Origin of the sequence: Rathayibacter sp. VKM Ac-2762 (assembly GCF_009866585.1) — a bacterium.
Taxonomy (GTDB): domain Bacteria; phylum Actinomycetota; class Actinomycetes; order Actinomycetales; family Microbacteriaceae; genus Rathayibacter.
In genome coordinates, this window is record NZ_CP047419.1 from 1,870,901 (window position 1) to 1,893,566 (window position 22,666).

Here is a 22,666-nt window from a genome sequence, read left to right on the forward strand (position 1 = left end):
CATGGACCTGTTCTTCGACGTGCTCACCGCTGTGCTGCTGCTGGTCGGCGCCCTGCTCTCGCTGCTGGCCGCGATCGGCCTGATGCGGTTCGACGACCTGCTCTCCCGGATGCACGCGGGCACGAAGCCGCAGGTGCTCGGACTGATCTGCGTGATGCTCGCGGTCGCCATCCGGAACCCCGGCTTCGCCGCCGCGGGGACCATCGTGCTGGTGATCGGCTTCCAGCTGCTGACCGTGCCCGTCTCGGCGCACATGGTCGGCCGGGCGGCCTACCGGGCCGAGGCCGTCTCTCCCGGGTACCTCGTCGCCGACGAGCTCGCGGAGGCGGTCACCCGCGCCGACGAGCAGGCCCGCGCGACCGGGCCCGAGACCGCGCACGCGTCCGAGGAGCGGGCGCGCACCTCCTCCGCGCCCCCGCCCGAGGACGAGGACGGCCCGGCCGCGACCGCCTAGGCGACGAGGACGAGCTGCACGGCGGAGGCGCCGGTCATGCTGCGCAGCGCGAATCCTCCGATCGCGAGGGTGACGGCGACCAGGCCGCCGACCAGCAGCACCAGCAGCGGCACCACCCACAGCAGCGCCCGTCGGCGTCGGGCTCGGGCCTCGTCCGGCGTCTCATCGATCACCCGTCGACTGTACGGGACGGCGGAGGGCGCGCCCCCGGCGCCCCTGAGCCGCCCGATAAACTCGACCCCATGACCCTGGACTCCGCTCTCTCCGGCGCGCCCGAGAACTCCCCCGGCCCCGACTCCGAGGCCGAGCACCGCCGGGCAGCCGAGTGGTGGCGCACCGCCGTCATCTACCAGATCTACCCGCGCTCCTTCGCGGACGCGGACGGCGACGGCATCGGCGACCTGCCCGGCATCGCCTCGCGCCTCGAGAGCCTCGCCGAGCTCGGCGTCGACGCGATCTGGCTCTCGCCCTTCATGACCTCGCCGCAGAAGGACGCGGGCTACGACGTCGCCGACTACTGCGACGTCGATCCGCTCTTCGGCACCCTCGCCGACTTCGACGCGATGCTCGCCCGCGCTCACGCCCTGGGCATCCGGATCATCGTCGACCTCGTCCCCAACCACTCCTCCAGCGCCCACCGCTGGTTCCAGGAGGCGCTCGCCGCTCCCGCGGGCAGCGCCGAGCGGGCGCGCTACCTGTTCCGCGACGGCCGGGGCGAGTCGGGCGAGCTGCCCCCGAACAACTGGGAGTCTGTCTTCGGCGGCCCCGCGTGGACACGCGTCATGGAGCCCGACGGCTCGGCCGGCCAGTGGTACCTGCACCTCTTCGACACCTCGCAGCCCGACTTCGACTGGACGAACGAGTGGGTGCGCGAGCGCTTCCGGGAGGTCCTCCGCTTCTGGCTCGACCGCGGCGTCGACGGCTTCCGCGTCGACGTCGCGCACGGGATGATCAAGGCCGAGGGGCTGCCCGACTACACGCCGCCCGCCGACAGCGGGTCGATGGGCGGAGTCGCTCCCGCCGACGGCGAGGAGCCCGCCACCGCCCCCTACTGGGCGCAGGACGGCGTCCACGAGATCTACCGCGACTGGCACTCCCTGCTCGCCGAGTACCCGGACGACCGCGTGCTCTGCGCCGAGGCGTGGGTGCAGCCGCTCTCCAAGCTCGCCCGCTGGGTCCGCCCCGACGAGATGCACCAGGCCTTCAACTTCGCCTACCTCGAGACCCCGTGGAGCGCACCCGCCCTCCGCGACATCATCGACTCGTCCGTCGAGGCCTTCGCCGCCGTCGGCGCCCCGTCGACCTGGGTGCTGTCGAACCACGACGTCGTGCGCCACGCGAGCCGCCTCGCACTGACGTCCGACAACCCGCAGGGCTACGGCATCGGCCCGCGCACGCCCGGACTCCCCGACCCCGTCCTGGGGCTGCGCCGCGCTCGTGCCGCGACCGCCCTCATGCTCGCGCTCCCCGGCTCCGCCTACGTCTACCAGGGCGAGGAGCTCGGGCTCCCCGAGGCGATCGACCTGCCGGACTCGGCGCGTCAGGACCCGACCTGGTTCCGCACCGGCGGTGAGCGCTACGGCCGTGACGGCTGCCGGGTGCCGATCCCGTGGGAGGCGGACGCGCCCGCGTACGGCTTCAGCGGCTCCGGCGACTCCTGGCTGCCGCAGCCCGGCGACTGGGCGCCGCTCGCGCGCGACCGCCAGCGCGGTGTCGCGGGCTCGACGCTCGAGCTGTACCGGTCCCTGCTCGCGGTGCGCCGCGCCGAGGACCTGGGCTCCGGTGCCGTCGAATGGCTCGAGGGCTACCCGGAGGACGTCGTGGCGTTCCGCAACGGAGCCGTCGCGGTGATCGCGAACCTCGGCGAGGCTCCGGTCGAGCTGCCCGTCGGCTCCGTGGTGCTGTCCTCGGAGGAGCTGCACGAGCCGGCGCTGCCCGCCGACACCACGGTCTGGCTGCGCGCGGAGTAGCGGGCCGCGGGGTCCGCCCGGCGGCTCCCGCGTCCCGCCGCCGGATCAGCGCCCGGCGTTGGCCTTGAGCCAGAGGTAGGAGTCGACCTTCGTCACGCCGTCGAGGCGGATCTCGAAGTGCAGGTGCGGGCCGGTCGACATGCCGGTCGTGCCCACCAGGCCGAGGAGCTGACCGACCTTCACCGGGTCGCCCTCGGACACGGCCGCCGAGCCGTGCTGCATGTGCGCGTACACGCTCGAGACGAGCTGCCCGTCGATCTCGTGGTCGACGATCACGTGCACGCCGAGCGAGCCCTCGCCGTCGATGACCGTGCGCACGACGCCATCGGCGATCGCCTGGATGGGCGAGCCGTCACCCGGGTTGAAGTCGGTGCCGCCGTGGTTCACCGAGCAGCCCGCGCAGTTGCGGTAGCCGAAGCGGTCGCCCACCGGCACGCCGACGGCGAAGGGCCACTGGATGGACGCGTTCGGGTCGTTGGTGAAGCCGGTGTCGGAGGTGCGGACGATGTCGGCGACGTTGGTCTGCGTCTTGCGCTCCTGGACGCCGAACCCGTCGCGGGCGACCGTCTCGGCGCTGACCTCGCCGGCGACGAACGACTGCGCGCCGCGGCGGGCGTCGGCGCCGAAGGGGGTCGAGAGGCTCTGCGCCTGCACGTCCTCCGCGGTCAGGAGCGATGTGGCCGGCAGAGAGGTCGCCGCCACGATGGCCGCGACGAAGGAGAGGGCGACGAGTCCGCCGACCCGGGCCCGGCGCACGGGCCGGAGCGGCGTCGCGCGCGGAGCGGGGACGGGCGCCGGGGCGCTGCGGACCGAGGCGACGCGGCGCTCCGCCTCGCGCAGCTGCTCCGCCGTGGGTGCCGCGAGGAGGTCGTCGGAGCCGCTCGCGAGCGAGACGTCGGAGGCGAGGGCCAGAGCGCGCTCGCGCTCGCGGAGCTCGCGACGGGAGAGGGGTGGAGTCGATTCGCCGGGGGTCGATGCAGGGGCAGCGGGGGCGGGCGAATCGGGGCTCACGAAATCGATGTCTTCCGTCGGGGGCAGGGGACGAGCGGGCCTCCAGGGAGAGGCACCGCTCGGCTCCGTGAGCGCAGCCTGTGCGAACATCACGAATTCATAAAGGATAACCACGGCCGGCGGGATCCGGCCAGAGGCCGCCGCGCACAGGCGCGATCGGGGCACGACGCGCGGCGAGCCTCGGCGGGATCCTGCGCCGATCCGCCTCACGGCGCACGGAATCCGCGTCGGCTCGGCCCGGGAGAGCGGTTACACCTCGTCCGCACGCAGGCGGCGCAGCAGATCCTCCAGCTCGGCGAAGAGAGGATCCGGTGCCGCGATGAGCAGGCCGGAGCCGAAGGGCGCGCCGTCGAGTCCCGCGACCCGCGCGCCCGCCTCCTCGGCGATGAGGGCGCCCGCAGCGAGGTCCCACGGGTTCAGGCCCCGCTCGTAGTACGCGTTCAGCTGGCCGGTGGCCACCGAGCACAGGTCGAGCGCCGCCGAGCCGATGCGGCGGATGTCGCGGACCGAGCCCAGGAGCTCCTGCACCACGGCGCCCTGACGCATCCGGCGGCCCGCGTCGTAGCCGAAGCCGGTGCCCACCAGCGCGAGCGAGAGGGAGGAGGGAGCCGAGACCTGCAGCACGACTCCGTCCCGCTCGGCTCCCCCGCCTCGGCTGGCCGTGGTCACCTCGCCCGTCGCTCCGTTCACGACCGCGCCGGCGAGCGCGGTCCAGGTCGCGGGATCCGGCTCCCCCTCCACCACAGCGATGCTGACCGCGTAGGAGGGGATGCCGTAGAGGTAGTTGACGGTCCCGTCGATCGGATCGACGACCCAGGTCAGCCCGCTCGTGCCGCCCCCCGACCCCGACTCCTCGCCGAGGAAGCCGTCGTCCGGACGCGCCTCGGCCAGGCGCCGGCGGATCAGCTCCTCGACCTCCCGGTCCGCGGCCGTCACCACGTCCTCCGGGGACGACTTCGACGCGGCGATCTCGACACCGTCCTGCCGCCGCTGGCGGGCGAGGTGCGCCGCCTCGACGGCGATCGAGCGGGCGATGGCGAGGAGGGGGGCGTTGTCGCTCATGGCCCCAGCCTAGGGATCGGGCCCATCATGGGGGGATGAGCACCCCTATCGCCCTCACCGGAGCCACCGGAGGCGTCGGCGGCCGCGTCGCGCGCGAGCTCGCCGACGCCGGTCACGCCCTCCGCCTGCTGGTCCGCGACCCGTCCCGCGCGCCCGAGCTCCCCGGGGCCGAGGTGGTGCGCTCCTCCTTCGCCGACGCGGGCGACTCGCTCGAGGGCGTGCGCCTCCTCCTGATGGTCTCCGCCTCCGAGAACGAGGAGCGCCGCGCCGAGCACCTCGCATTCGTCGACGCAGCCGCCGCCGCGGGTGTCGAGCACGTCGTCTACACCTCCTTCGCCGGAGCCGCACCCGACGCGGTCTTCACCCTCGCCCGAGACCACGCGGCCACCGAGGACGCGATCCGCCGCTCCGGCATGGGCTGGACGTTCCTCCGCGACAACCTCTACCTCGACTTCCTGCCCGCGATGCTCGGCGAGGACGGCGCGATCCGCGGACCCGCGGGATCGGGCCGAGCCGCCGTCGTCGCGCGCGAGGACGTGGCCCGCTCGGCCGCGGCTGTCCTCCGCTCCCCCTCCGAGCACCGCGGAGCCGCCTACGAGCTGACCGGGCCCGAGGCCCTCACCCTCGACGAGGTCGCCGCGACACTGACGGCGGCGGGCCGCCCCGCCGTCTACGTCGACGAGACCCTCGAGGAGGCGTACGCGTCACGCCGCCGCTGGAACGCACCGGACTGGCAGCTGGACGCCTGGGTCAGCACCTACTCCGCGATCGCCGCCGGACAGCTGGAGCACGTCTCGTCCGACGTCGAGCGGCTCACCGGACGGCCGCCGCTCTCCCTCGCGGGGTTCCTGGAGCAGGAGGCGCGGGGCTGAGGAGACGGCGCGGGCCGGGCCGACGGCGCGCGGGGTGCGACGGGACGAAGACGCCGGGTCCGGCGATCCGCCGGACCGGTGCTCCCCCGGAAAGGCACTCCCCCGGAAAGGCGCTCCGCCGGAAGGGCGATCCCCCGACATGCGGAACGCCCCGCGCATCTCGTGATGCCGGGGCGTCTGCTGGGTGTTCCTGCTCGGTGGCGAGTGAGGGATTCGAACCCCCGAAGGCTACGCCGTCTGATTTACAGTCAGATCCCTTTGGCCGCTAGGGTAACTCGCCGTGGCGCACCCGACCGCGTGTTCACAACCGGAGGCGCTCAGCAAGGATACCCACGCGACCGGCGGATCGGAAATCGGTGCCGCGAGGCCTCAGTCCGCCTCCGCCGCGTAACGGGACGCCGCCTCCGCGACCTTCCCCGCGTAGCTCCCGGCCGGGTTGTAGGCCGCGATCGCCGCCCGCCATCCCGACTCCGTCGAGAGGTCGCCGCCGGCGTCGCAGAGGTACCGGGCGGCGGTCACCGCCTGCTGGTCCACGTTCTGCGGATCCCATCCGCTCGACGCCCACGCCATCCACGTCGCCGGGATGATCTGCAGCGGACCCATCGCCCGGTCGACCTCGGCGTCGCCGTCCAGAGCCCCGCCGTCGTTGTCGGGGACCCGGTCGAAGCGCGTTCCGTCCAGGCGCGGACCGTAGATCGGATCCGTCGGCCGCCCGTCCTCGCCCAGCTCGCCGCCGTCGATCGTGCCGTGCCTGCTCTCGACGTAGCCGATGCCGGCCAGTGTCGCCCAGTCCAACCGGCAGTCGGGGTCGACCGACGCCGTGAGGAGGGCGGCGCCCGCGTAGGCGGTGAGCGCACGCAGCGGGATGCCGCTCCCCTCGGACGCCGTGCCCAGCCACGCCTCGTCGGCGAGCAGTCGCACCGGCGTCGCCGCGGCCTGCTCGGGATCCTCCAGCACGACGGGGTCGGCCGCGACGGGAGCGGTCGCCGCGGGAGGCACGGTGGACAGGCCCTCCTCGACCGTCAGCGCGGGCGGCCGCTGGCCGCAGCCGGCCAGGAGGAGGCCGGCGAGCGGGACGAGGACGAGAACGGGGAGGCGGCGCACCCCTCAGAGGTACCAGCCGCGCCTGGGGCCGGGCTCCGCCACGCCTGAAAGCTAAACTCGGAGCCATGGCAGATTCAACGTTCGACGTCGTCAGCAAGATCGACAAGATGGAGGCGGACAACGCCCTGAACCAGGCCCACAAGGAGGTCGAGCAGCGCTACGACTTCAAGAACGTCGGCGCCTCGATCGCCTGGAGCGGCGAGAAGATCCTGATCAAGGCCAACACCGAGGAGCGGGCGAACGCCATCCTCGACGTCTTCCAGTCGAAGCTGATCAAGCGCGGCATCAGCCTCAAGAGCCTCGACGCGGGCGAGCCCTTCGCGTCCGGCAAGGAGTACCGGATCGAGGCCACCCTCAAGGAGGGCATCGACCAGGAGCACGCGAAGAAGATCAACAAGCTCATCCGCGACGAGGCGCCGAAGTCGGTCAAGTCGCAGATCCAGGGCGACGAGCTCCGCGTCTCCTCGAAGAGCCGCGACGACCTCCAGGCGACCATGGCGCTCCTGCGCGGGGCCGACCTCGAGCTCGACCTCCAGTTCGTCAACTTCCGCTGAGGAATGACGCACACGGGAGCACGCGCGTGACCGCCGGCATCGACGAGCCCGACCGGCGGGGCCGCACCGGACTCGACCGGGAGGGCCTCGACCTCGTCGGGAACCCCGACGTGGTCGTGAAGGAGGTCACCCTCCTCTCGAGCGACTGGTACGTCCTCCGCACCACCCGCTTCGACTACCGGCACCGCGACGGCAGCTGGACCAGTGAGCAGCGCGAGACGTACGACCGGGGGAACGGCGCCGCGGTCCTGCTCTACGACGCCGACGCGCGCACCGTCGTCCTGATCCGGCAGTTCCGCTACCCCGCGTACGTGAACGGCGACCTCGACGGGATGCTCCTCGAAGTGCCCGCCGGTCTCCTGGACGAGGACGGGCCCGAGGAGGGCGCCCGCCGCGAGGCGTCCGAGGAGACCGGACTCGAGGTCGGCCGGCTCGAGCACGTGTTCGACGCGTTCATGAGCCCCGGCTCGGTCACCGAGAAGCTGCACTTCTACGCCGGGCGCTACCGCGCGGGGACCCGCAGCGGAGCGTTCGCGGGACTCGCCGACGAGGGCGAGGACATCGAGGTCCTCGAGCTCTCGTTCGACGAGGCGCTGACCCAGATCGGCGTGCAGATCGTCGACGCGAAGACGATCATGCTCCTGCAGTGGGCGGCCCTGTCCGGCCCGTTCTCGCGCTGACCCGCGGACGTCGCGGCTCCGTGCGCCTCAGCGCGCGTACTCGGCGAGGGCGCGTCCGGTCAGCGTGTCCGCCGCCGCGAGCCCGACCGGAGTCCCCTCGAAGACGATCGTCCCTCCGTCGTGCCCGGCTCCGGGCCCCACGTCGATGATCCAGTCCGCGTGCGCCATCAGGGCGCGGTGGTGCTCGATCACCACGACCGAGTTCCCGGAGTCGACCAGCCGGTCGAGCAGTCCGAGCAGCGTGTCGACGTCCGCGAGGTGCAGGCCCGTGGTCGGCTCGTCGAGCAGGTAGACGGATCCGGTCGAGGCCATGTTGATCGCGAGCTTGAGGCGCTGGCGCTCGCCCCCGGACAGCGTGTTCAACGGCTGTCCGAGCGTGAGGTAGCCGAGACCGACGTCGACGAGACGAGCGAGCACCGTGTGCGCCGGTCCGGTCGCGAAGAACTCCGCGGCGTCGACGATCGGCATCGAGAGCACCTCGTGGATGTTCCTCCCGCGGAGGCGGTACTCGAGCACCTCAGCGGTGAACCGCTTGCCGTCGCACTCCTCGCAGACCGACGAGACCGTCGCGGCGGGGCCCAGCTCGGTGAAGATCATCCCGGCCCCCTTGCAGACGGGGCAGGCGCCTGCCGAGTTCGCGCTGAAGAGCGCCGGTCGCACACCGTTCGCCTTCGCGAAGGCCGCCCGGATCGCGTCGAGGACCCCGGTGTAGGTCGCCGGATTGCTGCGCCGCGACCCGCGGATCGGCGACTGGTCGGCCACCACCACGCCGGGCCGACCCGCGAGCGAGCCGTGCAGGAGCGAAGACTTCCCCGACCCGGCGACTCCGGTGACGACGGTCAGCACGCCCAGTGGGACGTCCACGTCGACGCCGCGGAGGTTGTGCGTGGAGGCCCCGCGGATCTCCACCGCCCCGGTCGGACGGCGCACGGCCTCCTTCAGCGGGACGCGGTGACCGAGATGACGGCCCGTCAGGGTGTCCGACGTGCGCAGCTGCGCCACCGTCCCCTCGAACCGCAGCTCGCCGCCGTGCGCGCCGGCCCTCGGACCGAGGTCGACCACGTGATCGGCGATCTCGATGATCTCCGGCTTGTGCTCGACCACCAGGACGGTGTTGCCCTTGTCCCGCAGGCGGCGCAGCAGCTCGATCATCCGCGAGACGTCGTGCGGATGCAGACCCGCCGTCGGCTCGTCGAAGACGTAGGTGACGTCCGTGAGGCTCGACCCCAGATGCCGCACCATCTTGACCCGCTGCGCCTCACCGCCCGAGAGGGTGCCCGACTCCCGATCGAGCGACAGGTAGCCGAGGCCGACCTGGACGAGGGCGTCGAGCGTCCCGAGGAGGGTCTCGACGATCGGAGCGACGGACGGCGCCTGCAGTCCGCGGAGCCACGCGGCGAGGTCGGTCGCCTGCAGCGCGGCGCACTCGGCGATGTTCCGGCCCCCGATGCGCGACTCCAGCGCCGCCCGGGTGAGCCGGCCGCCTCCGCACTCGGGACAGGCGGCGAAGGTGGCCACCCGCTCGGCGAAAGCGCGGATGTGCGGCTGCGCCGCCTCCTTGGCCAGGTAGAGGCGGGTGACCTTCACCAGGAGGCCCTCGTAGGTCATCGTCATCCCGGCGATGGCCATCTTCGTGGCCGGACGGTGGAGGAACGCGTCCATCTGCTCGGGCGTGAAGTCGGCGATCGGCACATCGGCCGGATAGAGGCCCGACTCGGCGAGGCCCTTCCAGTACCAGCCGCCGACGACGAAGTTGGGGATCGCGTCGAGAGCGCCGCCCTCGAGCGACTTCGAGCGGTCGATCAGCGCGTCGAGGTCGATGCTCGACACCCGGCCCGTCCCCTCGCACCGCGGGCACATCCCCTCCGGCAGGTTGAAGGAGAACGCACCGCTCGTGCCCGCGTGCGGATCGCCGATCCGGCTGAAGAGGATCCGCAGCATCGTGTACGCGTCGGTCGCCGTGCCGACCGTGGACCGGCCGTTCGACCCCATCCGCTCCTGGTCGACGACGATCGTGGCCGACAGTCCGTCGAGCGACTCCACGTCCGGGCGGGCCGGCGACCCCATGAACTGCTGCACGAAGGCGGAGTAGGTCTCGTTGATGAGGCGCTGGGACTCGGCCGCGATGGTGCCGAAGACGAGCGACGACTTGCCGGAGCCCGAGACCCCGGTGAACACGGTGATCCTCCGCTTCGGGATGTCGACGTCGATCCCCCGGAGGTTGTTCTGGCGCGCACCGCGCACCCGGATGACGTCGTGGGGCGAGGCCGTGGTCATGCTGTCTCCGTCCAGAGCGGTGCCCGAATCCTAGAGGAGGTGCGCGGTGTCCGCGCCGGAACGACGAACGGCCCCCCGGAGTGCACCGGAGGGCCGTTCGGAGAGCACGCGTCAGAGCGCGACCGGCTCCGCCCGCGAGATCGCGATCATGTCCTCGCGAGGAACGACCTTCACGCGCGCACGGCCCTCGGGCTCGCCGAGCGCCATCTCGTGCTCGTCCAGCCGGTGCCAGCCGTCGAGATCCGTGTAGGCGATCTCCCGCTCCTCGAGCAGGGCGACCACGGCCGCCTCCTCGGGGTGCTCGGGCGTCCACCAGGACGCCTGGTCGTTGAGCACGTGCGCGACGGTCTCCATGGCGTCGGACTTGGTGTGCCCGATGAGGCCCACCGGTCCGCGCTTGATCCAGCCGGTCGCGTAGACGCCGTGGACCTGCTGGTCCTCGTCGTCCAGGACCTGGCCCTCGCGGTTCGGGATCACGCCGCGCATCTCGTCGAACGGGAGGCCGTCGAGCGGCGAGCCGAAGTAGCCGACCGCGCGGTACACGGCCTGCACGGGGACCTCGCGGATCTCACCCGTGCCGCGCACTCCGCCCTCGCCGTCCGGCTCGGTGCGCTCGTACCGGATCGCGCCGACCCGACCCGATCCGTCGTCCACGAACTCGAGCGGCTTCGCCCAGAAGTGCAGGTGGAGACGACGCGAGGCGCTCCCGACCTCGCGGGTGCGCCACTGGTTGAGCACCCGGTTGATGACCATGACCTGCTTGTTGGTCGCGATGGCGGCCTCCGAAGCGGGATCGAGATCGAAGTCCTCGTCGGCGACGATCATGTCGACGTCGCGCAGCTCGCCCAGCTCGCGCAGCTCCAGCGGCGTGAACTTCACCTGAGCGGGACCGCGGCGCCCGAAGACGTGCACGTCGGTGACGGGAGAAGCCTTCAGCCCCTCGTAGACGTTCGGCGGGACCTCGGTGGGCAGGAGGTCCTCGGCGTGCTTCGCCAGCATCCGCGAGACGTCGAGCGCCACGTTGCCGTTGCCGATGACGGCGACGGAGGACGCCTCCAGCGGCCAGGTGCGCGACACGTCGGGGTGGCCGTCGAACCAGCTGACGAAGTCGGCCGCACCGTAGGAGCCCTCGAGCTCGACACCCGGGACGTCGAGCGGAGCGTCCCGGACGGCGCCGGTCGCGAAGATCACGGCGTGGTAGTGCCGCTTGAGATCCTCGAGCGTGATGTCGGTCCCGAAGTGCACGTTGCCGAAGATGCGGATGTCGCCCCGGTCGAGCACCTCCCGCAGCGCGGTGATGATCCCCTTGATGCGCGGGTGATCGGGCGCCACGCCGTAGCGGACCAGGCCGTAGGGCGCGGGCAGGTGCTCGAACAGATCGATCGAGACGTCGTACTTCTTCTCGGCCTTGATCATGAGGTCGGCGGCGTAGATGCCCGCGGGACCCGCGCCGACGATGGCCAGCCTGAGCTTGGTCATTGCGTTCCTCCTGCCGGGGCGCCGCAGCGCACAACCGGTCTCATTCCTGCGGCGCAGGGCGCGCCGCGACGATCGGGGTCAGCCGTTGCGCTCGACGACGGTGTCGGCGAAGCGCGTCAGCGCCTTGCGGACGGAGCCGTCGGGCAGCGGAGCGAGGGCGGCGACGGCCTCGTCGGCCCACCGGTGGGCCTCGGCGAGGGTCTGCGCGGTGACGTCGTGATCGCGCAGCTGAGCGATGGCGTCCGAGATGTCGGCGCTCTGCTCCTCCGTGTGCGCGATGGCGTCGTTCGAGCGGCTCACATAGCTCTCGATGCGGGCGAGGAGAGCCGCGGCGTCCCTGTCCGAGGAGGCGCGCTCGCGCAGGCGCAGGATCGGCAGCGTCGACACGCCGGCGCGGATGTCCGTGCCGGGGTTCTTGCCGGTCTCCTCCGGCTGGGGAGAGAGGTCGATGACGTCGTCGACGATCTGGAAGGCGACGCCGATCTTCTCGCCGAAGACGCGCATGGCCTCCTCGTACTCCTCCGGAGCCTCCGAGAACGCGACTCCCGTGCGGCCCGCCGCGGCGATCAGAGACCCGGTCTTGTCGGCCAGGACGGACAGGTAGTGCTCGACCGGGTCCTCGCCGTCGGTCGGGCCGACCGTCTCGTGCAGCTGCCCGAGGACGAGCCGCTCGAACGTGTCGGCCTGGAGCCGGATCGCCTTGTCGCCGAGCTCGACCATCAGCTGGTTCGCGCGGGCGAAGAGCAGATCGCCCGTCAGAATGGCCACGTTGTTGCCCCACACGGTCTGCGCCGACGGGACGCCGCGGCGCTTCTCCGCCTCGTCCATGACGTCGTCGTGGTAGAGCGATGCGAGATGCGTGATCTCGATCGCCTGCGCACCGAGCAGGACCTGCGGCGTGTTGCCGCGGCCCAGCGACGCGGCCAGGAGGGTGAGCATCGGGCGCACGCGCTTGCCGCCCGCCTCGAGGAGGTACCGGGTGGAGACGTCGGCCACGGCGTCCGCGAAGGACAGCTGCCGGACGAGACCCTCCTCGACCTGCTCCAGACCCGCGTCGATCGTGCGGGCGAGAGCCCGGTCCGACGAGGAGGAGAAGATGCGCTCGGAGAGGCCGAGCTGCGCCGTCAGAGACGGGCTGCGACGGGCGACGGGCGCAGTGGCGTTCACAGGGAAACCCTAACGTCTCGGCCTGTGCGGACCCCGGTCGTCATCGGGTCGCCGCGATCGGCTTGACGCCGCGGTGCAGCGCCACGATGCCCGCGGTCAGATCGCGGTAGGCCACGCGCTCGAAGCCCGCCGCGCGGAGCCAGGCGGCGACGACGCTCTGCTCCGGCCAGGCCCGGATGGAATCGCCGAGATAGTCGTACGCAGGATTGTTCGACGACGCGAGGCGCACGACGGCGGGCATGACCGTCGACAGGTAGAAGTCGTACGCGGCGGCCAGCGGAGCGATCGGCGGAGTCGAGAACTCGCAGATCACGACCCGGCCGCCGGGCTTCAGCACACGCAGGAACTCGGCGAGCGCCGTCCTCGGCTCGGCCACGTTGCGCAGACCGAACGAGATGGTCACGGCGTCGAACGACTCGTCCTCGAACGGGAGGTCCATCGCGTCGGCCTGGACGAACTCGATCCGGTCGTTGCCCGCCTGACGGCGACGGCCGACGGCGATCATCCCCGGGGAGAAGTCGGCTGCGACGACCTGGGCGCCCGACCGCGCCAGCGACGCGCTCGACGTTCCGGTGCCGGCCGCGATGTCGAGGATGCGCTCACCGGGAGCAGGGTTGATGGCGCGAGTCGTCGCGATCCGCCAGAGCCGGTCGTTCCCCACCGAGAGGAGTCCGTTCACCAGGTCGTAGGCGGGAGCCACGGTGTCGAACATCGAGGCGACCTCGTCGGGCCGTTTGGTGAGGTCTGCCTTCGTCACGATCCGCAAGTCTACGGCGAGACGCGGGACGGCGGCTGTGCATCCGCCGTCCCGCGCCCGGTCGGCGCGCTCCCCCACGGGGAAGCGCCGGGACCGCCCCGCTCCGCCTCGCGCGGCGGCCCCGGACCGGATCACGGTAGCAACGGAGCCCTGCGCCCCGAGCCCCGCGGCATGGGACGTCCCACCTTCTGGCGCGGGCGTACCCTGCTGAGGTGACGCTCATCGGCGCTGGAACCCCCCTGCTGCGTGCGGAGACGACTCCACTGGACTCTCCGCAGTCGCTCCTCTCCCACTCCGACCCGAGGCGGCCCCTCCTCTGGCAGCGCGACGGCGCCGGGCTCAGCGGACGCGGCGAGGCCCTGCGCCTCGAGTTCTCGGGCCCGGAACGGCTGCGGGAGGCGGCGGCAACCTGGCGTCGGCTCTGCGACGCGGCGACGGTGGAGGACCGGGTCGGACTGCCCGGGACGGGGCTGGTCGCGTTCGGGACCTTCGCTTTCTCGAGCCGATCCGAGGCGACGAGCGTGCTGATCGTGCCGCGCACCGTGATCGGGACGCGCGACGGCCGGTCATGGCTGACGCGGATCACGATCGGCGAGGCGGAGGGACCGGGTACGCCGGGCGAGGAGCCGCTGGGGGCGGAGTACCACGTGCCGCTCTCGCCGGGTGCGCTGTCGCCGGACGGGTACCGCGCAGCGGTAGCTGCCGCGGTGGAGACGATCCGGGCGGGCGAGCTGTCCAAGGTCGTGATCGCGCGCGATCTGCAGGGGCGGCTCCCGCCGGGGGCGGACCTGCGTCGGATGCTGGGTGCGCTCACCGAGCGTTACCCGGACTGCTGGGGCTTCGCCGTGGACGGATTCCTCGGCGCCAGTCCGGAGACGCTGGTCGCGGTCGATCGGGGCGAGATCTCGGCGAGGGTGTTGGCCGGCACGGCTGCACGAGGCGAGGATCCCCTCGCCGACGCGGACGTGGAGGCCGCTCTGCTCGAGAGTCCGAAGGACCGCTCGGAGCACGCTTTCGCTCTCGCCAGCCTGGTCCGGGAGCTCGAGCCCCACACGCGGGAGCTGACGGCCGGCGCCGCCCCGTTCACGCTCCGCCTGCCGAACCTCTGGCACCTCGCGACGGACGTCCGAGGAATTCTGGACGACTCCTCCAGCGCGCTCGATCTCGTCGATGCTCTTCACCCGACCGCCGCAGTGGCCGGCACTCCGACCGCCGATGCCCTTGCGCTCATCGAGCACCTGGAGCCCTTCGACCGCGGTCGGTACGCAGGACCCGTCGGCTGGATCGACGGCAACGGCGACGGCGAGTGGGCTGTCGGACTCCGCAGCGCCGAGGTCACGGCCGAGGGCGCGGTCACGGCCTGGGCGGGCGCCGGCATCGTGGCCGACAGCGTTCCGGAGTCCGAGCTCGCCGAGACCCGCATGAAGTTCCGCCCGATCACCGACGCGCTGGCATGACGCGCGTCGGGAGTCGCTGAAGCCGTCGGCTACCCCGCCGGGTCGCTCTCGAGCCGGGGAGCACCCGGCCGTCGTCCTGAACCCACCGGCGGACGCCCGGGCAGTGCCGGCGGCCGGGTCGTCACGCGACGGCCGGTCGGTGTGGTCCAGTCCGCTGTGCCGTCCGGATGGAGCAGATACGTCCAGCGGTCGCCGTGGCGCACGTGGTGGTGGGCGACGCACAGGGAGGCGAGGTTGTCGGGAGTCGTCTCTCCCCCGTTCCGCCATTCGACGCTGTGGTCGGTCTCCGTCGAGGACGCCGGCCGGGTGCAGCCCGGGAAGCGGCAGGTCTGGTCGCGGAGGCGGACCAGCAGCCTCATCCTCGGCGGTGGGAGCCGGTGGCGGCGCCCGACGGAGACGACCGCGCCGGTCTCCTCGTCGGTCAGCACGGGAGTGAAGGCGGCGTCGTCGTCGATGAGCGCTCGCACCGTCTCGGCAGGGATCGGCCCGTAGCCGTCGAGCTCGGCGGCCGCCTCGTCGTCACCCGCGGCGGTGCTCGCCGCCACGGTGACTCTCACCTCGGCCCGCAGCCCGGTCGAGGGCGCCGCGGCTCCCTCCGGAGTGGTCCCCGCCACGTCCCCGTGGCTGAGCAGGTCGGCCCACGCATCGGCGCGGAGCTGCGCCAGCGTCCGCAGATCGCGGTCCCCTTCGGCGCCGTCCCGCAGATCCCTCGCGATGCGGTCGAGCCGGGCGAGCGCTCCGACGGCCTCGGGCGCGGGGACGTGCGCGCAGACCGTCGCCATGCCGTCGATCCCGGCTGTCATCCACACCCGGCGGTCCTCGCGGGCGCGAGCGTGCCGCTCGGCGAGGGGCTCGTCGTGCAGCTCCTCCCGCACCCGCGCGAGGGCGTGGCGCAGCTGCCCCGGGGTCAGCGTCTCCGCGAGGTCGACGGCCCGGTCGTCGTAGGCCGCGCGCGCCGCTGCCGGGAGGGTCGCCGCGACGGAGCAGATGAGCTGGCCGGCCTCCCAGCGCATCCTGGCGTCGGCGAGCGCGGAGCGGGTCCGCGGCAGCTCCTCCATCAGGAGCGAGGCGTGCAGCAGCTCCCTGGCGGCGGTGCGCTCGGAGACCCCGAGGGCGACGGCGAACTCCGCTCGGATCGACCGTTCGACGAGGTCCGTCGCATCCTTGCTGTCCGCCGAGGAGCCTCGGGCGAACGCGTCGGGACAGGTCAGCGCCGCGCAGTGTCCCGCGTGCAGCGCCTCCGCCGCGGACAGGAGCACCGGGGAGGCGCTCCTCGCGAGCGCCGCCGCCCGGTCGCCGAGGGCGAGGACCTCTCCTCGCACGGTCTCCGCATCAGCCATGCCTCCAGCGAAGCAGCAGCAGACGAGCTGCGGAGCTCGAACGAGGCGTCCCCGGGAGAACAGCGTCCGACGACGACCTGTGGAGGACCGTCCGACCGGACCGCGCGGACTCAGCGCTCGAGCCGGATCTCCACGATGCCCGGCCCGTCGCCCGGCGAGGTCAGCGCCTGCTCCAGCTCGCCGCGCGTCGCCGCACGACGGTGGCCCCACCCGTAGGCGCGCGCGAGAGCCTCCAGATCGGCGTTCTGCGGGGTGAACTGCACGCGGTCGAACGCATCGGGATGCGAGCTCGACGCGACCTCGAGTCCGTCGAAGATCGTGCCGCCCCCGTCGTTCACGACGACGAGCTGCACGCGCGGGCGCCGTTCTCCCGGCGGGAGGAGGAGGCCGCCGGCCTCGTGGAGCAGAGTGAGATCGCCGAGGACCGCGCGGGTGACTCCGCCTGCTCCCTGCTCGGTCGCCTGCGACGCCACCGCGATCCCGAGAGCCGTCGAGATCGTGCCGTCGATGCCGGCGAGGCCGCGGTTCGCCAGGACGGATATCCGCTTGCCCGGCAGGGTCCCGTCGGCGACGCGGATCAGCCGCGACGCTCCGAACAGCAGCCGGTCGTGCGGCCAGGTGACCTTCCAGACCGCGGCGACGACGAAGTCGCGGGTGAGCGGTGCCCTGATCGCGGCGAGGGCGTTGCGCGCGTAGCCGCGGCGGTCCTCGACCGACATCGACCCGGCGTCGGGGACCTCGTCCAGCTCGTCGGGGTCGACCGTCAGGGCGCGGCTCGCGGACACCCAGGATCCGGCCCAGGCGCGCTCGCCGCGCTCGGGACGCGGCGCCCCCTCGGGGCGGACCACGTCGACGCCTCCGACGCGGCGGGCGCGCCGGCCGGGGTTGTAGAACTGCTCGCGCACGGCGTCCACGACGATCACCTCGACGTCCTCGCGGCGCAGCAGCTCGGGGACCTCGCGGGAGAGCGTCGGGTGTCCGAGCACGATCGCCCGGCGGATGCGTCCGCCGAAGTCGGGCTCGCCGAGCAGGCCCCGCCAGGCGACGACGAGCTGCGGTCCGAAGCGGGCGCCGGAGGAGACCTCGGCGAGCAGCGGCCAGTCGCCGGCGCGAGCGATCTCCTCGGCCGCGGCGCCCGCCTTGTCCCCGGCGATGACGACCGTGAGCGGCTCACCAGGGCCGGCGGTCACGACGGCACGCGGGATTCCGGATCCGACGGCGGGCGACGAGACCGGTTCGATCCGCTCGATGTCCGGCAGAGCGGAGGAGAGCGGATCGCGGAAGGAGAGGTTCAGGTGGACCGGCCCGCGGCGCGCCGCGGTGACGGCACGATCGGCGAGCGCCCTCGCGTCCTCGGGCAGGGAGGCGTCGTCAGGAGCAGCGACGTCCTCGAACAGCCGCACGGCTCGCCCGTACAGCTCGCGCTGCTCGGCCGTCTGGTTCGAGCGGATGCCGCGCAGCTCGTCGGGCCGGTCGGCGGTCAGGACGATCATCGGCACGTCCGAGGCGTCCGCCTCGAGCACTGCCGGGTGCAGGTTCGCGGTCGCCGTGCCGGAGGTCGTGATCACGAGCGCCGGCATCCGGGATTCGAGGGCGAGGCCCAGCGCCAGGAACCCCGCGGAGCGCTCGTCGATCCGCACGTGCAGCCGGATGTCGCCGCGGGTCTCGAGCTCGGCCGCCACCAGGGCGAGCGCCTGCGAGCGGGAGCCCGGAGCGACGACGACGTCGCGGACGCCGAGCGCGACGAAGCGGGTGAGGAGGTCGACCGCGAATCGGGTGGAGGGGGCGACCGGCCGGTGCTCAGGCATCCCGGCGGCCGGGGCCGTCGGCCTCGCCCTGCTCGTCCATGTCGGCGAGGTCACGCTCGAGCTGGGCGATGCGCTCGGCCTGCAGGCGCTCCTCCTCGGGGTCGCGCTCGGTGCGGAGGGTGCCGAGGAAGTCGGGGTCGTCGTCCGGAGCGGTGTAGCGGCGGCCGGCGGCGCGCTGCTTGCGGGGGCGGCCGATCCAGAACCACAGTCCCGCACCGATGACCGGGAGGATCAGCACCACCAGGAGCCAGGACCACTTCGGGATCGCCCGCACGGCGTGACGGTTGCTCATCGCGACGTCGATCACGGTGTAGACCGTGAAGACGGCGAGGGCCACGAGCAGGCCGATGACGAGGCGGATCATGGACACGAGTCTACGTCCGGCACCCCCGTCGGGGAGGGTCCGCACGGACGCTGGACAGGAGGCTCCCACGGTGCTCACGGAAGCGCGTGCAGGGGCCGACGTACACTGTCCCGGTGAAACTGAGCCGCGCGGTCGTCGTCTACTCGCTCCTGCGCCTGGCGATGTTCGCCGGCGTCTTCGTGCTGGTGTACCTGCCGGCGCGCACCTTCGTCGACTCGGAGCTGACGGCCGCGGTCACCGCGGGCTTCGTCGCCGCGATCGCGAGCCTGTCCCTCTCCTACATCCTGCTGAGGAAGCCCCGCGAGCGCATCGCGGAGGCGATCTACGAGCGCCGCAAGGACGTCCCGCGCGCCCCGACCGACGACGACGTCGAGGACGCCGCGGTCGACGCGACCCGCGACGACCGCTGAGCCGGGCGCTCCCGCCGGCGAGGGCTCCCCTCGGACGCGCGCCCGCTCGCACCAGGCCCGGCGCGCATCAGCCGGTCTCCTCCGAACCCGGCCCACCCGCGCCCGACTCGTGCGAGCCACCGCTCTAGAACGCCAGCGCCGCCCCGAGGATGACCGCGTAGGCGAGCCCGCCCAGGCTGGTCAGCTGCAGCGCCAGGATGAGCTCCTTCGCCGTCTTCGCCGTCAGGGTGATCAGGATGGCCGGCAGGATCATCAGCAGCACGAAGAGCGTCAGCCATGCCAGCGGGTAGAACAGCGCGAGGATCACCGCGATGCCGAACGGGATCAGCACGAAACCCGTGTAGATCGCTCGGGACACGGCCGGTCCTGCGAGCACCGCGAGGGTCCGCTTGCCCGAGAGGCGGTCGGTCGGGATGTCGCGGATGTTGTTGACCATGAGCACGGCGCAGGCGAACAGGCCCGCCGCCACGGCGCCGAGCCACGACTCCTGGTTGGTGCGGCCGATCTGCACGAACGTGGTGCCGACGGTGGCGACCAGGCCGAAGAACACGAAGACGAAGAGCTCGCCGAGCCCGAGGTAGCCGTAGGGGCGGCGTCCGCCGGTGTAGAACCAGCCGGCCGCGATCGCCGCCGCGCCGACGATCAGGAACCACCACTGCCCCGAGAGGGCGGTGAGCACGAGGCCGGCGACGGCCGCGATCCCGAAGAAGACCAGGGCGACGGTGAGCACCTGGCGGGGCTTCGCCGCTCCGGAGCCGGTCAGCCGCGAGGGTCCGACGCGGTTGGCGTCGGTGCCGCGCACGCCGTCGGAGTAGTCGTTGGCGTAGTTGACGGCGATCTGCAGGGCGAGCGAGACGGCCAGGCAGAGCAGGGCGCGCACCCAGTGCCAGCCCTCGTCGACGACCTGGGTCGCTCCGGTGCCGATGAGCACGGGGGCGACGGCCAGCGGGAGGGTGCGGAGGCGGGCGCCGGCGATCCACTCGCGGGGACCGGCGGGCTTCACGACGACCGTTCGCGGGCTGCCCCCGGGGCGGCCGCTGGAGGACTTCTTCTTGCGACTCGTACTCGACACGGAGGGAATCCTACCCACCGGCCCGTCGACGCTCGGAGCCGCTCAGCCCTGCTCGGCGAGCACCTCGAGGGCGCGGCGGTCGGGCTTCCCGGAGGCGAGGAGGGGGATGCGGCCGACGGGCAGCACGACCGCAGGAGCGGCGGCGCGCCCGAGGCGGTCGGCGATCAGGGTGCGCAGGTCGGTGAGCGCGGGAGCCTCCTCCGCCGTGACGACGACCGGGACCTCGCCCCACTGCTCGTCCGCCCGCCGCACGACGACCGCGTCGGGGACGGGCCCCTCGCGGAGCACGGCCTCGACGGCGTCGAGCGAGACCTTCTCCCCGCCCGACACGATCACGCGGTCGAGCCGACCGGTCACCCGGAGGCGCCCGTCGACGATCGAGCCCGCGTCGCCCGTGCGGTACCAGCGCTCCCCGTCGATCTCGAGGAAGGCGACGGCGCTGCGCTCGTGGTCGATCGCGCCGTCGGCGTCGAGGTAGCCCTCCGCGAGGGTCGGGCCGCCGAGCAGCACCTGCCCGTTCTCGACGCGCATCCGCACGTCGTGGAGCGGGACGCCGTCGTAGACGCAGCCGCCGGACGTCTCGCTCGATCCGTAGGTCAGGCGGATGCGCACGCCGAGGGCGGCGGCGCGGTCCCGCAGCGGCTGCGGTGTCGCCTGGCCGCCGATCAGGAGCGCGTCGAACGAGCGGAGCGCCTCGGCCGCGGCCGGATCGCGCTCGGCGAGGTCCAGCAGCCGCGCGAGCTGCACGGGGACCAGCGAGGAGTACCGCCGCTCCCCCGCCGGCATCGTCCGAGCGAGAGCGAGGAAGGCCGCCGCGTCGAAGCCGCCGGCCGGGAGGACGACCGGGTCGGCCTCCGCGGTCAGCGAGCGGACGAGCACCTGCAGTCCCGCGACGTAGTGGGTCGGCAGGCAGAGCAGCCAGCGTCCCGGCCCGCCCAGCTCGGCGAGGGTCGCGGAGGCGCTGGTGAGCAGGGCCGCTGTCGAGAGCGCGACCCGCTTGGGCGGCCCCGACGAGCCCGAGGTCTCGACGACGACGGCGACGCGCTGCGGCACGACGGCGTCCTCGGAGGCGGTCGCAGCGCCGGGGGCGGAGACGCGGATCGCCGGGCCGCTGCCGTCCAGGGCCGCGCGAAGAGCGAGGAGGACGGCCTCGACCGTCGCGTCGACACCGGCGAGCGGGCGGGTCACCTGCGTGCCCTCCGGCTCAGAACTGCCACGGGAACGGCGACCAGTCGGGCTCGCGCTTCTCGAGGAAGGAGTCTCGTCCCTCGACGGCCTCGTCGGTGCCGTAGGCGAGGCGCGTGGTCTCGCCCGCGAAGAGCTGCTGGCCCACGAGGCCGTCGTCCACGGCGTTGAACGCGTACTTCAGCATCCGGATGGCCGTGGGCGACTTGGTGAGGATCGTCTCGGCCCACTCCACCGCGGTCGTCTCGAGCTCGGCGTGCGGGACGACCGCGTTCACGGCACCCATCTCGTAGGCGCGCTGCGCGGAGTACTCCCGCGCGAGGAAGAACACCTCGCGCGCGGCCTTCTGCCCGATCTGGCGGGCGAAGTACGCCGAGCCGTAGCCCGCGTCGAAGGAGCCGACGTCGGCGTCCGTCTGCTTGAAGCGCCCGTGCTCGGCGGAGGCGAGGGTGAGGTCGCAGACCACGTGCAGCGAGTGCCCGCCTCCCGCGGCCCAGCCGGGGACGGCCGCGATGACGACCTTCGGCATGAAGCGGATGAGGCGCTGCACCTCGAGGATGTGCAGGCGGCCGTTCCGCGCGGAGTCGATGCCCTCGGCGGTCTCGCCGTCGGAGTACCGGTAGCCGTCGCGGCCGCGGATCCGCTGGTCTCCCCCCGAGCAGAACGCCCAGCCTCCGTCGCGCGGGCTCGGGCCGTTGCCGGTGAGGATGACGACGCCGATGCGCGGGTTCGTCCGGGCGTCCTCGAGGGCGCGGAACAGCTCGTCGACCGTGCGCGGCCGGAACGCGTTGCGGACCTCGGGCCGGTCGAACGCGACCCGCGCGATGCGGCCGGAGCGGTCGTGGTGGTAGGTGATGTCCTCGAGTGCGTCGAAGCCGTCGACGGCCGCCCAGCGGTGCGCGTCGAACAGTTCGGAGACCTGCGTGCTCATGTCACGACCCTACTGATCCGGACTGCACGGCGACTCGACACCGCTCGGGCAGACGGAAGGGGACCCCGCTGACGCGGAGTCCCCTTGCCGGTGCTCGCCCCTACTTGGCGGCGGAGGTGGTGCGGTTCTCGGCCGACACCATCCAGGCGTACTGCTCGAGGCTCTGGATGATCGCGTGGAGGAGGTCCGCGCTGGTCGGGTCCTCCTCGTCCACCTGGTCGTGGACCTCGCGCATGGTGGCGGCGGTGTTCTCGAGGCGGATCGTGACCAGGTCGACGGTCTCGGCCGTGTCGATCTCGCCGTGCGGGTACTCGGGGAGGGTGGTGGTCGCGGCGACGGTGTCGCTGCGGCCGTCCGGGATCCCGTGGAGGGCGCGCATGCGCTCGGCGATGTCGTCGCTGAACTCGCGCGCGGCCTCGATGATCTCGTCGAGCTGCAGGTGGAGGTCCCGGAAGTTCTTGCCGACGACGTTCCAGTGGGCCTGCTTGCCCTGGACGTGGAGCTCGATCAGGTCGACGAGGACGATCTGGAGGCTGTCGAGCAGCTCCTTGGAGGCCTTGAAGCCCTTCTCGGCGTTCTGGCGGCGGCTGGTCTTGGCACCGGAGCCCGCGGGGGCTTCGACGTGGCGTTCGAGGGTGGTGGTCATGGACCGTTCCTTTCTCTTGCAGTGCCGGGTGCGGTGTCCCGCCCCGAGTCTGGCTTCTTCGGCTGG

Annotated in this window: 22 protein-coding genes and 1 tRNA gene; 7 read left to right on the plus strand and 16 right to left on the minus strand. The window is 72.7% G+C overall.

Translation table 11 applies throughout. From position 1 onward, the window contains the following. Window position 1 precedes the first annotated feature (1 nt). On the plus strand, window positions 2-454 hold the full coding sequence (mnhG, locus tag GTU71_RS08860) for a monovalent cation/H(+) antiporter subunit G (protein ID WP_244229587.1): 453 nt from the start codon (window positions 2-4) through the stop codon (window positions 452-454). Here mnhG and GTU71_RS08865 read toward each other — a convergent pair. Continuing rightward, complete coding sequence (locus GTU71_RS08865) at window positions 451-627, minus strand: hypothetical protein (protein WP_159939698.1); 177 nt, start codon at window positions 625-627, stop codon at window positions 451-453. The genes mnhG and GTU71_RS08865 overlap by 4 nt on opposite strands. Window positions 628-696: 69 nt before the next feature. On the opposite strand from GTU71_RS08865, the gene GTU71_RS08870 reads away from it, so the two are divergent. Next, window positions 697-2,424, plus strand: coding sequence for a glycoside hydrolase family 13 protein (locus tag GTU71_RS08870; protein WP_159939699.1), 1,728 nt, complete (start codon window positions 697-699; stop codon window positions 2,422-2,424). Between the two features lie 45 nt (window positions 2,425-2,469). Here the strand turns inward: GTU71_RS08870 and GTU71_RS08875 are convergent, their stop codons facing one another. Together GTU71_RS08875 and GTU71_RS08880 are read right to left on the minus strand one after the other, a co-directional pair. After that, a complete protein-coding gene (locus GTU71_RS08875) occupies window positions 2,470-3,435 on the minus strand; it encodes a M23 family metallopeptidase (RefSeq protein WP_104266745.1) in 966 nt (321 codons plus the stop codon). A gap of 249 nt (window positions 3,436-3,684) precedes the next feature. After that, complete coding sequence (locus GTU71_RS08880) at window positions 3,685-4,497, minus strand: inositol monophosphatase family protein (protein WP_104247938.1); 813 nt, start codon at window positions 4,495-4,497, stop codon at window positions 3,685-3,687. Between the two features lie 35 nt (window positions 4,498-4,532). On the opposite strand from GTU71_RS08880, the gene GTU71_RS08885 reads away from it, so the two are divergent. After that, on the plus strand, window positions 4,533-5,369 hold the full coding sequence (locus GTU71_RS08885; RefSeq protein ID WP_159939700.1) for an SDR family oxidoreductase: 837 nt from the start codon (window positions 4,533-4,535) through the stop codon (window positions 5,367-5,369). 198 nt (window positions 5,370-5,567) lie between these two features. On the opposite strand, the gene GTU71_RS08890 is transcribed toward GTU71_RS08885, so the two are convergent. Further along, window positions 5,568-5,649 (minus strand) — tRNA-Tyr (locus tag GTU71_RS08890). A gap of 89 nt (window positions 5,650-5,738) precedes the next feature. Then, window positions 5,739-6,473: a hypothetical protein gene (locus GTU71_RS08895; protein WP_159939701.1), complete on the minus strand. Its 735-nt coding sequence runs from the start codon at window positions 6,471-6,473 to the stop codon at window positions 5,739-5,741. A gap of 65 nt (window positions 6,474-6,538) precedes the next feature. Between GTU71_RS08895 and GTU71_RS08900 the strand changes: the two genes are divergently transcribed. Together GTU71_RS08900 and GTU71_RS08905 are read left to right on the plus strand one after the other, a co-directional pair. After that, window positions 6,539-7,027 (plus strand): YajQ family cyclic di-GMP-binding protein, encoded by a 489-nt coding sequence (locus GTU71_RS08900; protein WP_104223606.1) that lies wholly within the window; start codon window positions 6,539-6,541, stop codon window positions 7,025-7,027. A gap of 26 nt (window positions 7,028-7,053) precedes the next feature. Next, window positions 7,054-7,707: an NUDIX domain-containing protein gene (locus GTU71_RS08905; protein WP_104282427.1), complete on the plus strand. Its 654-nt coding sequence runs from the start codon at window positions 7,054-7,056 to the stop codon at window positions 7,705-7,707. Between the two features lie 27 nt (window positions 7,708-7,734). On the opposite strand, the gene GTU71_RS08910 is transcribed toward GTU71_RS08905, so the two are convergent. From GTU71_RS08910 to ubiE, 4 genes are all read right to left on the minus strand, one after another. Next, on the minus strand, window positions 7,735-9,984 hold the full coding sequence (locus GTU71_RS08910; RefSeq protein WP_159939702.1) for an excinuclease ABC subunit UvrA: 2,250 nt from the start codon (window positions 9,982-9,984) through the stop codon (window positions 7,735-7,737). Window positions 9,985-10,095: 111 nt separating this feature from the next. After that, the gene (locus GTU71_RS08915; protein ID WP_104223603.1) at window positions 10,096-11,463 is read right to left on the minus strand and encodes an FAD-dependent oxidoreductase; all 1,368 of its coding nucleotides are present in this window, start codon (window positions 11,461-11,463) and stop codon (window positions 10,096-10,098) included. Between the two features lie 78 nt (window positions 11,464-11,541). Further along, window positions 11,542-12,630 (minus strand): polyprenyl synthetase family protein, encoded by a 1,089-nt coding sequence (locus GTU71_RS08920; RefSeq protein ID WP_104233415.1) that lies wholly within the window; start codon window positions 12,628-12,630, stop codon window positions 11,542-11,544. A 40-nt stretch (window positions 12,631-12,670) separates the two neighbouring features. Beyond that, the gene (gene ubiE / locus GTU71_RS08925) at window positions 12,671-13,387 is read right to left on the minus strand and encodes a bifunctional demethylmenaquinone methyltransferase/2-methoxy-6-polyprenyl-1,4-benzoquinol methylase UbiE (protein WP_159939703.1); all 717 of its coding nucleotides are present in this window, start codon (window positions 13,385-13,387) and stop codon (window positions 12,671-12,673) included. A gap of 221 nt (window positions 13,388-13,608) precedes the next feature. Here ubiE and GTU71_RS08930 point away from each other — a divergent pair, with 221 nt between their 5' ends. Next, entirely contained in the window at window positions 13,609-14,844 is a 1,236-nt protein-coding gene (locus GTU71_RS08930; protein WP_244230684.1) for an isochorismate synthase, read from the plus strand. 29 nt (window positions 14,845-14,873) lie between these two features. Here GTU71_RS08930 and GTU71_RS08935 read toward each other — a convergent pair whose 3' ends face one another. The 3 genes from GTU71_RS08935 to GTU71_RS08945 form a co-directional block, all read right to left on the minus strand. Then, complete coding sequence (locus GTU71_RS08935) at window positions 14,874-16,184, minus strand: HNH endonuclease signature motif containing protein (protein WP_159939704.1); 1,311 nt, start codon at window positions 16,182-16,184, stop codon at window positions 14,874-14,876. A gap of 110 nt (window positions 16,185-16,294) precedes the next feature. Beyond that, a complete protein-coding gene (gene menD, locus GTU71_RS08940; RefSeq protein ID WP_159939705.1) occupies window positions 16,295-17,992 on the minus strand; it encodes a 2-succinyl-5-enolpyruvyl-6-hydroxy-3-cyclohexene-1-carboxylic-acid synthase in 1,698 nt (565 codons plus the stop codon). Continuing rightward, window positions 17,985-18,356, minus strand: coding sequence for a PLD nuclease N-terminal domain-containing protein (locus tag GTU71_RS08945; protein ID WP_104225908.1), 372 nt, complete (start codon window positions 18,354-18,356; stop codon window positions 17,985-17,987). Before GTU71_RS08945 ends, menD begins: the two co-directional genes overlap by 8 nt. Before the next feature lie 113 nt (window positions 18,357-18,469). Here GTU71_RS08945 and GTU71_RS08950 point away from each other — a divergent pair, with 113 nt between their 5' ends. Continuing rightward, entirely contained in the window at window positions 18,470-18,766 is a 297-nt protein-coding gene (locus tag GTU71_RS08950) for a DUF4229 domain-containing protein (RefSeq protein ID WP_104239140.1), read from the plus strand. A gap of 124 nt (window positions 18,767-18,890) precedes the next feature. Here the strand turns inward: GTU71_RS08950 and GTU71_RS08955 are convergent, their stop codons facing one another. The 4 genes from GTU71_RS08955 to GTU71_RS08970 all read right to left on the minus strand — a co-directional run bounded on the left by GTU71_RS08955 (window position 18,891) and on the right by GTU71_RS08970 (window position 22,600). Further along, window positions 18,891-19,769: a 1,4-dihydroxy-2-naphthoate polyprenyltransferase gene (locus tag GTU71_RS08955; RefSeq protein WP_104223598.1), complete on the minus strand. Its 879-nt coding sequence runs from the start codon at window positions 19,767-19,769 to the stop codon at window positions 18,891-18,893. A 111-nt stretch (window positions 19,770-19,880) separates the two neighbouring features. Next, window positions 19,881-21,026 (minus strand): AMP-binding protein, encoded by a 1,146-nt coding sequence (locus tag GTU71_RS08960; RefSeq protein ID WP_159939706.1) that lies wholly within the window; start codon window positions 21,024-21,026, stop codon window positions 19,881-19,883. A 16-nt stretch (window positions 21,027-21,042) separates the two neighbouring features. Beyond that, window positions 21,043-21,954: a 1,4-dihydroxy-2-naphthoyl-CoA synthase gene (locus GTU71_RS08965; protein ID WP_068255374.1), complete on the minus strand. Its 912-nt coding sequence runs from the start codon at window positions 21,952-21,954 to the stop codon at window positions 21,043-21,045. A 100-nt stretch (window positions 21,955-22,054) separates the two neighbouring features. Then, window positions 22,055-22,600 carry a DNA starvation/stationary phase protection protein gene (locus GTU71_RS08970; protein WP_104223596.1) on the minus strand — a complete coding sequence of 182 codons (546 nt, stop codon included), beginning with the start codon at window positions 22,598-22,600 and terminating at the stop codon, window positions 22,055-22,057. Window positions 22,601-22,666 lie beyond the last annotated feature (66 nt).

Excerpts from the sequence above, each read along its gene's own strand:
- GTU71_RS08885 (WP_159939700.1), top strand. The coding sequence starts at position 4,533 with ATGAGCACCCCTATCGCCCTCACCGGAGCCACCGGAGGCGTCGGCGGC.
- GTU71_RS08910 (WP_159939702.1), bottom strand. The coding sequence starts at position 9,984 with ATGACCACGGCCTCGCCCCACGACGTCATCCGGGTGCGCGGTGCGCGC.
- GTU71_RS08870 (WP_159939699.1), top strand. The coding sequence starts at position 697 with ATGACCCTGGACTCCGCTCTCTCCGGCGCGCCCGAGAACTCCCCCGGC.
- menD (WP_159939705.1), bottom strand. The coding sequence starts at position 17,992 with ATGCCTGAGCACCGGCCGGTCGCCCCCTCCACCCGATTCGCGGTCGAC.
- GTU71_RS08880 (WP_104247938.1), bottom strand. The coding sequence starts at position 4,497 with ATGAGCGACAACGCCCCCCTCCTCGCCATCGCCCGCTCGATCGCCGTC.
- GTU71_RS08965 (WP_068255374.1), bottom strand. The coding sequence starts at position 21,954 with ATGAGCACGCAGGTCTCCGAACTGTTCGACGCGCACCGCTGGGCGGCC.
- mnhG (WP_244229587.1), top strand. The coding sequence starts at position 2 with ATGGACCTGTTCTTCGACGTGCTCACCGCTGTGCTGCTGCTGGTCGGC.
- GTU71_RS08970 (WP_104223596.1), bottom strand. The coding sequence starts at position 22,600 with ATGACCACCACCCTCGAACGCCACGTCGAAGCCCCCGCGGGCTCCGGT.
- GTU71_RS08935 (WP_159939704.1), bottom strand. The coding sequence starts at position 16,184 with ATGGCTGATGCGGAGACCGTGCGAGGAGAGGTCCTCGCCCTCGGCGAC.
- GTU71_RS08900 (WP_104223606.1), top strand. The coding sequence starts at position 6,539 with ATGGCAGATTCAACGTTCGACGTCGTCAGCAAGATCGACAAGATGGAG.
- GTU71_RS08915 (WP_104223603.1), bottom strand. The coding sequence starts at position 11,463 with ATGACCAAGCTCAGGCTGGCCATCGTCGGCGCGGGTCCCGCGGGCATC.
- GTU71_RS08945 (WP_104225908.1), bottom strand. The coding sequence starts at position 18,356 with ATGATCCGCCTCGTCATCGGCCTGCTCGTGGCCCTCGCCGTCTTCACG.